This is a genomic window from Cryobacterium sp. TMS1-13-1 (assembly GCF_004403125.1).
Lineage (GTDB): Bacteria > Actinomycetota > Actinomycetes > Actinomycetales > Microbacteriaceae > Cryobacterium > Cryobacterium levicorallinum.
In genome coordinates, this window is record NZ_SOGX01000014.1 from 84,252 (window position 1) to 98,861 (window position 14,610).

General features: G+C 66.3%; 14 protein-coding genes. 10 read left to right on the plus strand and 4 right to left on the minus strand.

The features are described from left to right. The first annotated feature begins 55 nt into the window (after positions 1–55). From E3T31_RS14510 to E3T31_RS14525, 4 genes are all read left to right on the plus strand, one after another. Complete coding sequence (locus tag E3T31_RS14510; RefSeq protein ID WP_134469674.1) at positions 56–1,132, plus strand: aspartate-semialdehyde dehydrogenase; 1,077 nt, start codon at positions 56–58, stop codon at positions 1,130–1,132. A 175-nt stretch (positions 1,133–1,307) separates the two neighbouring features. After that, on the plus strand, positions 1,308–1,769 hold the full coding sequence (locus E3T31_RS14515) for a hypothetical protein (protein WP_134469676.1): 462 nt from the start codon (positions 1,308–1,310) through the stop codon (positions 1,767–1,769). Beyond that, positions 1,766–3,244, plus strand: a complete 1,479-nt coding sequence (locus E3T31_RS14520; protein ID WP_241978006.1) for a malate:quinone oxidoreductase — start codon at positions 1,766–1,768, stop codon at positions 3,242–3,244. Before E3T31_RS14515 ends, E3T31_RS14520 begins: the two co-directional genes overlap by 4 nt. A gap of 418 nt (positions 3,245–3,662) precedes the next feature. Continuing rightward, a complete protein-coding gene (locus tag E3T31_RS14525; RefSeq protein ID WP_134469678.1) occupies positions 3,663–3,971 on the plus strand; it encodes a hypothetical protein in 309 nt (102 codons plus the stop codon). A 218-nt stretch (positions 3,972–4,189) separates the two neighbouring features. Here E3T31_RS14525 and E3T31_RS14530 read toward each other — a convergent pair whose 3' ends face one another. The 3 genes from E3T31_RS14530 to E3T31_RS14540 all read right to left on the minus strand — a co-directional run bounded on the left by E3T31_RS14530 (position 4,190) and on the right by E3T31_RS14540 (position 6,256). Further along, positions 4,190–4,471, minus strand: coding sequence for a hypothetical protein (locus E3T31_RS14530; protein ID WP_134469680.1), 282 nt, complete (start codon positions 4,469–4,471; stop codon positions 4,190–4,192). A 16-nt stretch (positions 4,472–4,487) separates the two neighbouring features. Beyond that, positions 4,488–4,937, minus strand: coding sequence for a hypothetical protein (locus tag E3T31_RS14535; RefSeq protein WP_134469682.1), 450 nt, complete (start codon positions 4,935–4,937; stop codon positions 4,488–4,490). 89 nt (positions 4,938–5,026) lie between these two features. After that, on the minus strand, positions 5,027–6,256 hold the full coding sequence (locus tag E3T31_RS14540) for a DNA topoisomerase IB (RefSeq protein WP_134469684.1): 1,230 nt from the start codon (positions 6,254–6,256) through the stop codon (positions 5,027–5,029). Positions 6,257–6,561: 305 nt separating this feature from the next. Here E3T31_RS14540 and E3T31_RS14545 point away from each other — a divergent pair, with 305 nt between their 5' ends. From E3T31_RS14545 to E3T31_RS14565, 5 genes are all read left to right on the plus strand, one after another. Then, complete coding sequence (locus E3T31_RS14545; RefSeq protein WP_241978008.1) at positions 6,562–7,797, plus strand: radical SAM protein; 1,236 nt, start codon at positions 6,562–6,564, stop codon at positions 7,795–7,797. A 69-nt stretch (positions 7,798–7,866) separates the two neighbouring features. Next, positions 7,867–9,204, plus strand: coding sequence for a sensor histidine kinase (locus tag E3T31_RS14550; protein ID WP_134469686.1), 1,338 nt, complete (start codon positions 7,867–7,869; stop codon positions 9,202–9,204). Then, entirely contained in the window at positions 9,201–10,610 is a 1,410-nt protein-coding gene (locus E3T31_RS14555) for a hypothetical protein (protein WP_134469688.1), read from the plus strand. Before E3T31_RS14550 ends, E3T31_RS14555 begins: the two co-directional genes overlap by 4 nt. Beyond that, entirely contained in the window at positions 10,610–11,239 is a 630-nt protein-coding gene (locus tag E3T31_RS14560) for a thymidine kinase (RefSeq protein WP_134469690.1), read from the plus strand. Before E3T31_RS14555 ends, E3T31_RS14560 begins: the two co-directional genes overlap by 1 nt. 299 nt (positions 11,240–11,538) lie before the next feature. Continuing rightward, entirely contained in the window at positions 11,539–12,078 is a 540-nt protein-coding gene (locus tag E3T31_RS14565) for a sortase (RefSeq protein WP_134469691.1), read from the plus strand. A 107-nt stretch (positions 12,079–12,185) separates the two neighbouring features. Here the strand turns inward: E3T31_RS14565 and E3T31_RS14570 are convergent, their stop codons facing one another. Continuing rightward, positions 12,186–12,899, minus strand: a complete 714-nt coding sequence (locus tag E3T31_RS14570; RefSeq protein ID WP_166788517.1) for a CPBP family intramembrane glutamic endopeptidase — start codon at positions 12,897–12,899, stop codon at positions 12,186–12,188. Positions 12,900–13,175: 276 nt separating this feature from the next. Here E3T31_RS14570 and E3T31_RS14575 point away from each other — a divergent pair, with 276 nt between their 5' ends. Further along, positions 13,176–14,603 (plus strand): polysaccharide biosynthesis tyrosine autokinase, encoded by a 1,428-nt coding sequence (locus E3T31_RS14575; RefSeq protein WP_134469695.1) that lies wholly within the window; start codon positions 13,176–13,178, stop codon positions 14,601–14,603. The last annotated feature ends 7 nt before the right edge of the window (positions 14,604–14,610 follow it).

Consider the following 14,610-nt stretch of genomic DNA (forward strand, 5'->3'; position numbering starts at 1 on the left):
CGGTGTTTCCTGAATTAGCCACGGGAGACAGCCCCAACGACGTTAGGAAACACACGTGACCAACTCAGTCAGCACTTCTGGAATCAACATCGGCGTCGTCGGAGCCACCGGACAGGTGGGCGCCGTCGTGCGTCGTCTGCTGGAGGAGCGTGACTTTCCGGTGAAGAGCATCCGCTTCTTCGCGTCGGCACGCTCGGCCGGCACCACCCTCACCTTTCGGGGCGAGCCGATCACGGTCGAAGATGCCTCCGTCGCCGACCCGACCGGGCTCGACGTTGCTATCTTCTCGGCCGGGGCCACGCTCTCCAAGGCCCAGGCTCCCCGCTTTGCGGCAGCCGGCGTCACCGTCGTCGACAACTCGTCGGGCTGGCGCATGGATCCGGATGTTCCCCTCGTCGTCAGCGAGGTCAACCCCGAAGCCATCAAGCTCGCCGTCAAGGGCATCATCGCCAACCCTAACTGCACGACCATGGCCGCCATGCCCGTGCTCAAGGTGCTGCACGACGAGGCCGGGCTCAAGCGCCTGATCGTCAGCACCTACCAGGCGGTCTCCGGCAGCGGTCTGGCCGGAGCGTTCGAGCTCGCCAGCCAGGTGCGCGTCGCCGCGCAAGACGAGAACCTGTTCCAGCTCGTGCACGACGGCAGCGCCGTGGCCCTGCCCGAGCCCACCATCTACGCCCGCCCGATCGCGTTCGACGTGATCCCGCTGGCTGGCACCATCGTCGACGACGGCCAATTCGAGACCGACGAAGAGAAGAAGCTGCGGGGCGAGAGCCGTAAGATCCTCGGTTTGCCCCAGCTCCTCGTCTCTGGAACCTGCGTGCGCGTTCCGGTGTTCACCGGTCATTCCCTTTCGATCAACGCCGAGTTCGCGAAGCCGATCAGCGTCGCCCGCGCCGAGGAACTGCTCAAGACCGCGCCCGGCGTCGAACTGACCGACATCCCCACCCCGCTTCAGGCAGCAGGGCAGGATGCGAGCTTCGTCGGCCGAATCCGTCAGGACGAAGGCGTAGCGGATGGCCGTGGCCTGGCCCTCTTCATCAGCAACGACAACCTGCGCAAGGGTGCGGCGCTGAACGCCGTGCAGATCGCGGAGCTCATCGCTGCCGACCGCCTCGTGCCCCAGGCCTGACCCGCGAGCGCGCCGAGACGTTCCGGGCCCGGAACGGGGGCCCAGTCTAGAAACTGGGCCTAGGTTCACAGGGTGGGCCCGGCCCAGTACCGCCGCCGCAAGCCCACACAATCACCCGCACCAATGCCCCCGCTCCGGCCCTCCTCCGGGGGTAAGTTGCGTTGGGTTTGACTGCGTGAGCCGAAGAAAGATTTGGGGCGTGCTGCAGCGCGTCTCGTTCGGAGTATTCGGAATCCTGGGCCTCGTCTTCTTTCCCGTGGCCGTCGCCGGGGTACTCGAAGATCCGGACAGCAGAATTGGGCCGGCGCTCACGGCCTCGACCTACTGTTCCCCGGTCGGCCTGCCCATACCGGGAGAAGGTCGCACCGCTATCCAAACTGCCGTCGGTACCCTGCTGGGAAGCTTCGTTTTGGCCCTCGTCGCTATCGTGCCGCGCACCATGTGGGACATGCTGCGCCGCTTCAACAGGGTCGTGCTCGGCAGCAACATTCTCAGCGCCACCCGCCGACTCGATTCAGCGGCCGAAGTGGCCGAGGCCCTCTGCCATGCCACGTCCAGTGCGGTCGGTGTGCTGACCCGCACGGAGCGGAGGTCGGGTCAGGGGCATCCGCTTGCAGCGATACACTCGACAGTGTGAATTCTCAGGGAACTGTCGACGTTGTCCTCATTGGTGGCGGCATCATGAGTGCCACCCTCGGAACGCTCCTCAAGGAGCTGCAGCCCAACTGGCGCATCGAGGTGTATGAGCGCCTCGGTGAACTGGCCCAGGAGAGCTCGAACCCGTGGAACAACGCCGGCACCGGGCATGCCGGGCTGTGCGAACTCAACTACATGCCGCAGGCTGCAGACGGTTCGGTCACCGCGGACAAGGCCGTTGTGATCAACGAGCAGTTCCAGATCAGCCGGCAATTGTGGGCGCACCTCGTTTCTATTGGTGCCCTGCCGGAGCCGAGCAAGTTCATCAATTCCACGCCGCACATGACCTTCGTGCACGGCAAAGCCAATGTGGAGTACTTGCGCAAGCGGCACGCCGTACTTGTCACCGAACCGCTGTTTGCCGGCATGGAGTTCAGCGACAACGTCGAAAAGATCGGCACCTGGACCCCGCTGCTCACCCGCAAGCGTCCGGCTGGCCAGAAGATCGCCGCCACGCGCATCGCGAGCGGCACCGACGTCGACTTTGGCGCCCTCACCCGGTTCATGTTCGACAACCTCGAGAAGCAGGGGGTCAACATGCACATGAACGAGCAGGTCGTCGGCCTCCAGCACAAAGCGGATGGCTCGTGGAATCTCAAACTGCTGCGTCAGGTCGGGCAGACCCGCAGCACCATCAACGCGCGGTTCGTCTTCGTCGGCGCCGGCGGTGGCGCGCTCGCGCTGCTGCAGCAGAGCGGAATCCCTGAAATTCAGGGGTTCGGAGGCTTTCCGATCAGCGGCCAGTTTCTGCGCACGACCAACCCCAAGCTCGTCGCCCAGCACCAGGCCAAGGTGTACGGCAAGGCGGCCAAGGGTGCCCCGCCCATGTCGGTGCCGCACCTCGACACCCGCGTGGTCGATGGCGAAAAGTCGCTGTTGTTCGGCCCGTACGCCGGATTCAGCCCGAAGTTCCTGAAGACCAGCACCTGGTTCGACCTGCCGTTCTCCATTCGCACGCACAACCTCGGGCCGATGCTCGCGGTCGCGCGTCACAACTTCGACCTGATGAAATACCTGATCGGCGAGGTGTTCGCCTCGCGCACGACCAAGCTCAAGGCCCTGCGTGAGTTCATTCCCGCTGCGGTTTCCGGCGACTGGGAACTGATTACGGCCGGCCAACGAGTGCAGGTCATGAAGAAGGATGCCAAGCTCGGCGGAGTGCTGCAGTTCGGAACCGAGGTCATCACCTCGTCCGACGGTTCGATCGCCGGACTGCTCGGTGCCTCGCCGGGAGCCTCGACGGCCGCGCCGATCATGGTGGACCTGCTGGCCCGCTGCTTCCCCGACCGCATTGAGGGCTGGAAGCCGCGCATCCGCCAGATGATTCCGAGCTACGGCACCCGCTTGTCCGACGACCCCGCAGCTGCCGCCGCGTCCCTCGCCGCGACGGCCGAGGTACTGCACCTCACGAATTAGGCGCGTCCCGGCGGTCGGTGAGTAGCTGGCGCCGTGCATAACTCCTGCTATTTGTGCGCACGAATGTGAACTTGCGCGTGTTTCCGCGGGTTCCCGGTCGTGCCCGGAACGATTTGCAGGAGTTATGCGCGGCGGGGCCGTTCTGCTCGAGTCGCGTGTGTGGCCAATTCAGGAAATTCTCCGGTGTAGCCCACTGTTGGCCCGGAATCTGGTGCCTCTGGCCTGGCCAGCGGCCGGGATTTCCCGATTTAGTCCCTGGCGGATCGGTGAGCCGACCAGCGGGTGGTCTGACAGGGTGAGTTCCCGGCTGGAGCCTTCGGGCTCGGTGTGCGTTAGGTAGGAGTGCCCTGTCAACCCCTTGAAAGAGTGGCTGGGCCGGGGTCTACTTAATTGTCCCAAAGCGGCCCGGAGGCGGCAAGTGAACCCGAACAATGGCGTTTCGGATGCGGAGAATCTGCGCGTATCGCAACTCGGCATCCTCCAACTCACACCCACCGAATGGCTGGTTCGAGATCCCGCACTACCGGACGGCGACCCGGCCGCCCTGATGGGAGTCATCGAACAAATCGGGGGTGCCTACGGAGTGACCAAGCTCGGCGTGCTCAACACGCGCTGGTTCTACTCCTCGTTCGACCGCGCCCAAGCCAGCTTTCTGGTGCCGGGTACGCCCGAACCTCCCGGCACATTTGGGCCGACCGAGCCCGTGAGCTCACGCGTCACCGACTAGCGCGGCCGACGCCGAGGCGGTCGCTCTAATTGATCTGGGCGTCCGGTCGGCAGGCGACCGGGCGTCCCCGGTCCGGCACACCACCAGGTGCCCAACCACGAGCCCGGCCCCATATCGAGGCCGGCGCAGGGACTAATCACCGGCGCGGGCGCCCGGGAAACCACCCGGCCGGACACCCCCACCGGGACTCCAGCCGGGGCGTCGGCGTCGTGACGGATTTACAGGTCGTGGCTGTCGGCATCCGTTGTCGGATTTGCCTTGCGCTCCTCCTTCTTAATGGATGCCTCGGCCTGGTCGAGCAGACCGCTCACCTTGGTCTGGGCGACGGTGGCGGCGTCGCGCGCGATGCCTTCGGCCTGCGAGATGACCTTCTGGGTGCCGGGGTCGCCCCACATTTGGCGGGCCTTTGCGGCGATGCGGTCGTAGGCCTGGCGGCCGGCCTTGGATCCGAGTACGAAGCCGGTCGCGGTGCCGGCGAGAAACAGAAACTTGCCCTTCATGGGGGACTCCTTGGGGTTAGGCGGTTGGTTCGGCGAGGTTGGGGGCTTCTTCATCGATATCGTGGCCGACCAGATCGGGGTTCGACGGGTTGTCGGCGGGGTCGATATCGTCGAGGTTCGGTTCGTTGTCGGCGTTGTCCTGGTCGTCTTCGGTGTCGCTGTCGCTGTCGCTGTCGCTGTCGCTGTCACTGTCAGGATCGGTGTCGCTGTCGGGCTCGACCGGGCTGGCTGTGGCGGCTTCTCCGGCCGTTGAGCCGTCATCGCTCGGTGCGGGGCCGTCGGGACCGGTCTCGGCGCTGGCGACCGGAACGGCCGCTTCGGTGTTTTCATCAGCCGAGCCGGCATGTTCCTGGGCCGGGCCGTCGGGTCCGTCGGGTCCAACGAGCTGGTCGGGGTTCGTGGGAGTATTGGGCGGCTCAGGAATGTCCAGGGGCGGTTCTTCAACGGGGTCAGACTCGTGGGTCACGGGCATACCTTTCTTATAGATAGCAGCCGGATCAGCTGAGCGGCACTCAAGTTATACCGCGAACGTGCGACATTCTTAAGCGTCGTTTCTCAAACATCGTCACCGAGTACGAGCGTGCGCAGTGCCGTCTCGGCCGAGACGCGGCCGGCCGGGTCGATGGTCTCGCCGGCGCGAAACAGATCCACGATGCGCGGGTCGACGTAGCTCGTGCGTGCGATCGCGGGGGTGTTGCCGAGCACCGCGGCCGCCTGTCGCATCGCTTCGGCAATGGCGCGGGTGTCGGCGCGACGGTTGCGCGACGCCGCCCGCGGTTGCCGTGAAGCGGATGCTGCCGGCACGGCCCCAATGCCGGTCGCCGTCGCTGTAGTGCTGGCTTTCGTGCCGGCTCCGGCGGTGCCGTCCCTTGCCCCCTTCCCGGCGGTGCCGGGTTTCGTGCCAGCTCCGGCGGTGCTGGCTTTCGCACTGCTCCCAGCGCTGCCCGATTTTGTCCCCGCGTCGCTGCTCGCCTCATCCTCGTGCTTGGTCATGCCAGCCGCCGCCCTCAGATTCTGCACGAGGCTTTGGGCCAGACTTTGGGCCGCAGCGGCCGTGCCCCGCAGGGTGCGAAAGTCCTTCGCGCTGAACTCGCCGCCGGTGCGTTCCTTGATGAACTCGTTAATATCGGCGGCCGAGAGAGCACTCTCCTCCCCGTCGACCACCCAGGACAGTAGCGGTGCAGTCGGGCGCTCGCGCAGGCGGGCATGCAGATAGGTCGCGAGGTCAGCATCCGTTATCACGCCTTGAAATTGTTGGCCACTCTTGGCGGGAAAGTCCAGCCGCACCACGTCTCCCCGCACCGACACGTGCGAGCAGAGCAGGGTGGAGAGCCCGTGGCTACCGTAGTCGTCGGCATACCGCTCGCTGCCGATGCGCAACGAGGCGAGGTCGAGCATGCGAAATGCCGCGGCGAGGGCCCGCGCGCGCGGCTCGCTGTCCCCGCGCAAATCCCGGGTCACCTGACCACGCACCCGGGGCAGGGAGGCGGCCAGCTCCAACGCGCGCTCAAACTTGAGGCGGTCCTTCTGTTCGCGCCAGGCCGGATGGTAGATGTACTGGCGGCGCCCGGCCGCATCGAGGCCGATCGCCTGGATGTGCCCGTTCGGATGCGGCGAGATCCACACGTCGGTCCAGGCGGGCGGAATCGCGAGCTCCGTGAACCGCTGCCGCAGCTGCTTCTCGGTGACCTTCTGCCCGGCCGGGTCGCGGTAGCTGAAGCCCGTGCCCGCGCGCCGCCGGGAATACCCCGACCGGGTCGGGTCGCTGCGCCGCAGCCGGGTCACGCGGGTGCCGTCGGTGTGCGCATGCCGAAACAGTAGTGCGAATCGCCCTCGTCAGCATGAAAGCGGATGCCGCTGGCCGCCCATCGCCTGCCCGTCGCGCTCTCGCTGGGGCCCGCAGCGCTGGCCGCGCTCGCGGCACTCGTTGGCGATCCCGGCACCCCTACATAGGGGTGCCCGCTTCTTGCACGAGTGCCGCGACGTGCATCCGCGACCGTTTCGACGCGACGCGAGCTGCGGAATCCGCTTCAGTGCGGTTTTTTCTGGCAACACTTGCACTTTGCTAGAACTTGTGTTCGACTATACCCATGCGGTGGAGCGGGCAGGAACTACAGACCGAACAGGTCGGCGCCTTGCCCGGACTCGCCCGTCTGAACAACCTCGTACGCAGCGTGCAGACGCCCGAGTTCGCCGGAATCACGTTCCACGAGATCCTGTGCAAGTCGGCGCTCAACCATGTACCCGGTCAGAGCGCGCTGCCGTTCGGCTACACGATCAACCCTTATCGCGGATGCTCCCACGCCTGCACCTATTGCTTTGCCCGACCGACCCACCAGTACCTCGACCTCGACGCCGGCAAAGACTTCGATAGCGAGATCATCGTCAAGGTCAACGTGGCCGAGGTGCTGCGCAAGGAACTCGGCAAGCCCACCTGGGGGAGGCATCCGGTGGCGCTCGGTACCAACACCGACCCATATCAGCGCGCCGAGGGACGCTACCGACTCATGCCCGGCATCATCGCGGCCCTTGCTGACAGCAAAACCCCCATCTCCATTCTCACCAAGGGCACACTGCTGCGCCGCGACCTGGACCTGCTCGTCGAGGCGAGTGAGCACGTTCCAGTCGACCTGGCCATGTCGATTGCCATCTATGACGATGGACTGCGCGACGATGGACTGCGCGACGATGGACTGCGCGACGACGACCTGCAGCAGTCGGTCGAGCCGGGAACTCCCACGACGAAGGCCCGCCTCGCCACTGTGACCGCGGTGCGCGAACGGGGACTCGACTGCGGCGTCTTTCTCATGCCCATTTTGCCGTTCCTCACCGACACCCGCGCGCACCTCGATGAGGCGCTGCGGCAGGCCAAGGCGGCCGGAGCCACGAGCGTGCTCTATTCCGGCCTCAACCTCAAGCCCGCCGTCAAGGACTGGTACCTGCGCTGGCTCGACCGCGAGCATCCCGAGCTGGTTGCCCGCTACCTCGAGCTCTACGCCGGCGGCCAATACGCGCCCAAGGAGTACCGCACCTGGCTCGCCGCGCGCATCAAGCCGCTCATTCGCGCGCACGGCCTCGAACGCGGCATCGTCGACCCCGCGACCGGCGGCCTCCGCTCCAGCGCTCTCCCGTCTTCCCCAGAACGGATGCCCGCCGCCCGCCGGACGCCCGCCTTCACCCCCTCCCGTTCACCGGGCCCGGGCCCGGAAACGGGGCCCATGATGGATCATGGGCCCGGTTCCCTAAGGTGGGCCGGGAGCACGGAGGCGCCCCGGTCCCTAATCGCCGCCGAACTCCCGCCTGATTTGGCCCCGACCCTGTTCTGACCCCATCACTGCCTTCCCCGCACCCAACCCCCACCCACCCCGATGGCATACTTACCTATTGGGGGAAATATGTCTCTAGGGTTACCCGGCCACCTGGTCCAGCGCACGCTCGCACGCGCCATCGCACGGGCCGCGCACTGGTTCGCGCTGACCTGCTTTAGCGCCGCGATCCTATCAGTCAGTATCCTCACCCTCAGAACCTCCGAACTCTGGATCACCATCGTGGTCGTGGCAGCCATGGCAGCCCTGCTCATCCTGTTCACCCGGCATCGGCGCATCCCGCTGGCCGTTGCCTATCTGCTCGTTGGTACCCTCGGCGTGTACGTCTTCACCGCGACCGTGCTCGGCGTACCCGACGTATTCCCCGCGTCGAATATGTTCCTCGTCGCCCTGCCGAAGATGGCCCTCGTCATGGTCGGCGGCGCGGGATCCACCGCCCTCGCCGGCGTGCTCTGGAGCACCGCGGCGTTTCTGCTCGCCGAGGCGGCTGCGTTCCTCGCCATCGTCGGCACGACCGTGCCCTACCAGCCCGACCTGTTCACCCTTTCGACCTACCTCGTACTCGTCGGGGTTATGGTGCTCGCCGGAATCGACCGCCGCGCCAGCAACGCCGCCCAACCCGCCATCCACCGCGCGGTGCAAGACGGCGCCAACCGCCAGCTGCGCGATGCCCTCGACACCCGTGCCATCGCTTTGCTCAACGACACGACCGTCTCCCAGCTCGTCGCGCTCTCCCTGGCCGAACCCGGCGCTCTCTCGCCGGGCCTCAAAGCCAGCCTGAGAGACACCCTCACCACCCTGCACGACACCAACTGGCTCGCCGATATCGACGCCCGCACGACCACGTCACCGCAGCCAACCGTCCACGAGCAAGCGCCAACACCAAGCCCGGCTTGGCGCTCCAGCGCCGTCTACACCGCCGTCGAACGCTGCCGTGATCGCGGGCTGAAAGTCGAGGTCACCGGCGACCGCGACGCCCTCGCTCGCCTCGACGCCGGCAGTGACCGCGACGTCGGCCTCGCCGTGCAGCAATGCCTCGTCAACGTCATCCTCCACGCCGGCATCGACTCCGCCGAACTCGCCATCGAGTCTGACCGAACTACTATTTCACTCCTCATAACGGATGCCGGCCGCGGCTTCACGGAATCGGAGTCCGCTTCCGACCGGCTCGGTCTACGGCAGTCCGTGCGGCGACGTATCGAGCAGCTCGGCGGATCCGTGCTGATCTGGAGCCGCCCGGGCGCCGGCACAAGCGTGCGACTGACCGTGCCGGCCGAAACCCCCAGCATCAAACCGAAGCCGACCCTGCCCACCCACCACACGCCGGTCCGGCCCGGCAGCCTCAACGCCAACCCGGCCAATGCCAACCCGGCCAACGCCACCCCCACCCCCAGGAACCCCCGATGACCCGCGCGACCCCCACGCCGCGCCGGCCGCGCGCACCGGCATCCGCTTCACAGCAGCGTCTCGACCCCATCGGTGGCCTGGCTGCCTGGCCGATCGCCCCGGTCGTCGCCCTGATCGTGGTGACCTACGCGATAGCCGCGACCGTGTCACGTCCGCACGAAATCCAATTCGAAGAGCTCGCGGTCTCGGCCGTCGCCGCGCTCATTATCGCGGCCGCCGTGCTGGTCTGGTCGGCGCGCCCCGACCTGGCCCCGTTCACCCGCACCCGTGCGATCGTCGTCGTGGCCCTCGGCCTGGTCGCCCACGTGCTCGCCGCGGCCAGCGCCTGGCAGTCCAACGGCATGATCCAGGACGACTTCGCCCCGATCGGACTCGGCCTGCTGCTGCTCGCCCTCGCTCCGTTCCGGCCGTGGAAAGAAATCCTCGCGCTTGGCGGAAGCTCAGCGATCATCCTCGGTGCCACCGCCCTCGTGCAATCGCCCTTTCTCGGCGTGCGAACCCCGCCCGCCCTGTTCGCGATCATCGCCATGACCCAGGTGCTCGCGCCCAGCCTCGCCGCCGCCGCGTTCTCGCGCCAGATCGTCAATTCCATTCACCGTTGGCAAACGGATGCCCGCCGCGCGATCCGCGGGCGCACCGAGGAGAATCGCGACCTCCTCGCGCACGAGGTCGTCGACCATCGCGTCAAGAACCTCGGTGCCGATGTGCTGCCGTTCCTGGCCGATGTGCTCGAGCGGGATGCGCTCACCGCCGCCGACGTGAAGCGGGCCCGCTCCCTCGCCTTCCAGGTGCGTCGGGTGCTCGTGGCCGAAGTCGACCACACCTGGCTCGACGACCTGATCGAACGTGAGCGCACGGCCCTGACTGAGCGCGGCCTCAACCCGCTCTGCGTCATTGCCGACCCCGAGCGCCGAGCGACCGCCTTCGACTCCGACCAGCGTGCCGCCGCCGGCGCTATCCTCGTGGCGCTCTGCACCCTCACGGGCTTTGATCCGACCAGCCTCGTCGTGCAAATCGACGGGTCCGGCCCCGCCCCCGCCGACACCGCCCAGGTCACCCAGGCCTTCGGCGCCCGCGGAGCCCTCCCCACCCCGGCCACCGACACCACGACCATCGCCATCGTGACCGCCGCCCAGGAGCAAGCCGCCGCGCAAGCCCGCACCCAGGCCCAGGCACAAGCGCAGCTGAAGCCCCGATCGCGCTCGACCGGTGCACGCGCCGTCGACACCATCACCATCCAGGCCGGAATCTCGCTGCCCCCGTATCAGCGCCGCCGGGCCCTGCGCCCGTACCTCAGCGTGCTCCGCGCCGTCTTCTCCCAGGTGCGCGTGACCAGCCGGCATCCGCTTCTCACGCTAGAATTTGACGCTGACCGCAGCGGCTCAAACTCAACCAAAGGCATCTAATGGCGAAACTGTACTTTCGATACGGCGCCATGAACAGCGGCAAAAGCACCTCAATGCTGCAAGCGGCATACAATTACGAGGAGCGCGGCCACCACGTGCTGCTCGCCAAACCGTCGGTCGACACCAAGGGCGACCGCGGAATTCTCTCCCGCCTCGGCGTGATGCGCGCCGTCGATTTTCTGCTCACCCCGCAAACGGATGCCTACGCCCTGTTCCAGCAGCACCGCGCGCAGGTCTTGAAAGAGTCCGGCCGTGACGTAAGCGCCCTGTTGCTCGACGAGGCCCAGTTTCTCACCGAGACCCAGGTCGACGACCTGCTGCGCATCGCCATTCTCGAGAACGTGCCCGTGCTGGCGTACGGAATCCGCACGGACTTTCAAACCGTCGCCTTTCCGGGAAGCCGCCGTCTGCTCGAAGTGGCCCACAGCCTCGAAGAGCTCAAGACCATCTGCCGCTGCGGACGCAAAGCCGTGTTCAACGGCCGCAAGATCGACGGCGTCTACGTGTTCGACGGCGACCAGGTCGCCATCGATGGCGAAGAGGTCACCTACGAATCGCTCTGCGGCAGCTGCTACCTCGAAGAGAGCCACGGCGTGCTCAACAACCGCAGCCGTCCGGCACCGGAGTAAGTCAGCGCCGTAACACTCGGCACGCACGCGTCGCAGAAATCTCAGGCGCTCCGGTTCCAAATCCGCAAACGAACAGGATGCTCCTTACAAGCGGCAAGGCCCACGCGCGGGAGGCCTTAACCCCCATTTCAGGGCGAAACCCCTGGTTCACTACCCGTTAACCGAATGTTTTTGCAACCAGATTGTGTATTGCACCAATGTTCCCGCTAACCTGAGAGCCACCTAGGTATTTCAAGATGATCTGCCGGGACTCGCCGTCTACGGCGTATACACCACCAAATACCGGGGGGACCCTCATCATGTTCAAGAAAAGCCTGGCCACGGCGGCACTCGCCGTCATCGCCGTCTTCGCCTTTGCGCCGGCCGCCAACGCCGTTGACTACGTGTCCGACTCGAAGGTGACCATCACCAGCGCGCCCATCGCTGGCGAAACCGCAGTCATTGCCTTCGCGGCTGAGTCGTTTGCAGCCAACGAAAGCGTTACCTACTCCGCAACAGGCTCTGAGGCCGCCACGCTGAGCGTCATCAAGACCGCTGTCACCAAGACGCTCGTCAAGGCTGCGTCCGCGACCGGTTCCTCGTCGGTCAACGTCGCGATTCCTGCGACCGCAACCGGCGACTACACGGTCACCGCCAAGTCCGCGACGCAGGCTTACACCGTTACCCTGGACATCGTTGCCGCTTCGGCAGCGGCAGCAGTAGCAGCCGACAAGGGCCTCGCCTCCACCGGCTTCAACGCTCCGGTCCTCGTCATCTGGGGCGCCGCTGGCGTTCTCGTTCTCGGCCTCGCACTCGTTCTCGTGCGCGTGTCGGTTCGTCGTCAGCACGCTGCCGCGTAATTAGCTTCTCCGAGTAGCCTCCGGGCCGCTCACCGAAACGCCTCGACCATCATTCGGTGTCGGGGCGTTTCGTGTATCCCCGCGCCCGCCGGCAGATCAAAAGAGGCTCAGATCCCCAGCAGCGCTGGCACGATAACGAGCCCGTTGAACGTCACGTGCGCCACGATCGCGCCGCCGATTCGTTTGGTCGCCAGCGCGAGCGCGGCCGCGGCGAGCCCGAAAATTAGGGTGGAGGCTCCGACCACGACCACGGTCGCAGTGTTTCCTGGGTCGATCGTCACGAGGTGCATCAGAGCAAAGGTCAGCCCGCTCACGCCAACCGCGATCGGCGCGGCCCAGCGCGCGGCGCCGAGCGTCGTAACCTGCCGGTATACGCCCCGCAGCACGAGCCCGCGAAAGAACAGCTCCTCCACGAACGGAGCCAGCAACACCGGGGCCAGCAGCGCGCCGAACAGCCACCAGCCGTCGTAGACGGTCTCGCCGAAGGTAACGCCGGCAGTGCCGATGCTGCCGAAGCCCAAAATCTCGATCAGGCTCGCCACCGTGCGAGCCAGCAGGCCGACCCCGAGTCCCCAGATCAGGTCGATCGGCCGAATCGACAGCCGCAGCAGGCTTTTTCCAGAGCGGATGCCGTTCCCCGCGTCGCCCCCGCCCGCCCGAGCAGGAGCAGAGTCGAGACCCCCCGTCGGGTTTGAAACCGCTCCGGCCGCAGCCGCGTCGCTACGAACCGCCGGACCCGGCCCATCCAGCGCCGAGCCCCAGCCGCCGCGCGCCACGCCAGCCCCCGCCACTCCGATCGCCACCAGCATCGGAACCCACACACACAGGTACCCCAGCAAATTCGCCACATTCGCGTCCCCGAAAGACGTGGAATCGGCCGATATCAGCAGCACAATGGCCACCACAAGGCCAAAGCCCGCCGGCATTAGAACGCTCACAGACTGTTGCACAACCACTTTCCCCATAAGGCCCAATTTACCGGCACCCATCGCCGGTCGGCGCGAGTTCCAAAGTTCGGTACCCTCAGAAGAGGGGAACCGCGCGTTCGTGCGGTGAAGTACGGGTTGTATTCCTCGACACGAGGGGATCGCCCAAGCATGGAACTTCGCGACTATATTCGCATTCTGCGCAAGAGCTGGGTACTCATCGTGTTATGCACGCTGGTGGCCGTTGGTGCGGCATCCACTTATTCGATTTTGCAGACGCCGCAGTACAGCGCCACGTCCAAGGTGGTCACCCTGACGCAGTCCAGCGGGTCCACCGCCGACCTCGCCCAGGGCAATAACTTCTCGGTCGCGCGCGTCAAGACCTATGCCGAACTCGCGACCACCCCGATCGTGTTGCTGCCCGTCATCGCCAGCCTCGACCTCGGCATCACGCCCGCCGAGCTGGCCAAGAAGGTCGCCGCCGCCGCTCAGCTCGAAACCTCGATCATCGACGTGACCGTCACCGACACCGACCCGGTGCGGGCCGCCGACACGGCCAACGCCATTTCGAACAGCCTCACCCTCGTCGTCGAAGAGATTGAAACTCCGGACACGGTCGACGCGACCTCGCCGGTCAAGCTCACCCTCACGCAGGAAGCGACCGTACCGATCGCACCGGTCAGTCCCAACGTGCCGCTCAATATCGCCCTTGGAGCGCTCGTGGGGCTGGCCCTCGGCGTCGGCGTCGCGGTGCTGCGCGAAACCCTCGAGACGCGAATCCGCAATACCCACGACGTTGAGCTGCTCACCGACCTTCCCATTCTCGGCGGCATCGTGTTCGACCCCAAGGCCAAAGAACGACCGCTCATCGTGCACGTCGACCCGCGCAGCCCCCGCGCCGAGTCGTTTCGCACCCTGCGCACCAACCTGCAGTATCTCGACGTGGGCCGGGTTGACCGTTCCTTCGTCATCACCTCCTCGATCGAGAGTGAAGGAAAGAGTACGACGGGCGCCAACCTCGCCATCGCCCTGGCCGACGCCGGATCGCGTGTGCTGCTCGTCGATGCTGACCTGCGCCGCCCCAAGGTCGCGGACTACATGGACGTCGAGGGCGCTGTCGGCCTCACCGACGTTCTCATCGGCCGCGCCGACCTGGCCGACGTCATTCAGCCGTGGGGCAAGGCCCAACTGTTCGTGCTGCCAGCCGGCCACGTGCCGCCCAACCCGAGCGAACTGCTCGGTTCGACCCGCATGACGCAGCTCATCACCGAGTTCAACCGGGCCTTCGACGTGGTCATCTTCGACGCACCGCCACTTTTGCCGGTAACGGATGCCGCGATCCTCGCCAAAAATGTGGGTGGCGCCCTCATCGTCGTGGCCGCCGGTCGCACGCACAAGAACCAGCTCACCGGTGCCATTGCCGCCCTCAACAACGTCGGAGCCCCGATCTCCGGCCTGGTGCTGACCATGCTCCCCACGAGCGGCCCGGATGCCTACGGTTACGGCCACTACGGCTATTCCTACGGTGATCCCGAGGCCATCGCGCCCTCGATCCCGGCCGAACCGACCCGCGCCCGCGGCGCGCGCGTCAAGTCCTAGCCAGCCT

What these genes read in the sequence shown, in the direction of transcription:
- E3T31_RS14530 (WP_134469680.1), bottom strand. Translation starts at nt 4,471, where the DNA reads ATGAAGGGCAAGTTTCTGTTTCTCGCCGGCACCGCGACCGGCTTCGTA.
- E3T31_RS14545 (WP_241978008.1), top strand. Translation starts at nt 6,562, where the DNA reads ATGCGGTGGAGCGGGCAGGAACTACAGACCGAACAGGTCGGCGCCTTG.
- E3T31_RS14550 (WP_134469686.1), top strand. Translation starts at nt 7,867, where the DNA reads ATGTCTCTAGGGTTACCCGGCCACCTGGTCCAGCGCACGCTCGCACGC.
- E3T31_RS14555 (WP_134469688.1), top strand. Translation starts at nt 9,201, where the DNA reads ATGACCCGCGCGACCCCCACGCCGCGCCGGCCGCGCGCACCGGCATCC.
- E3T31_RS14560 (WP_134469690.1), top strand. Translation starts at nt 10,610, where the DNA reads ATGGCGAAACTGTACTTTCGATACGGCGCCATGAACAGCGGCAAAAGC.
- E3T31_RS14565 (WP_134469691.1), top strand. Translation starts at nt 11,539, where the DNA reads ATGTTCAAGAAAAGCCTGGCCACGGCGGCACTCGCCGTCATCGCCGTC.
- E3T31_RS14575 (WP_134469695.1), top strand. Translation starts at nt 13,176, where the DNA reads ATGGAACTTCGCGACTATATTCGCATTCTGCGCAAGAGCTGGGTACTC.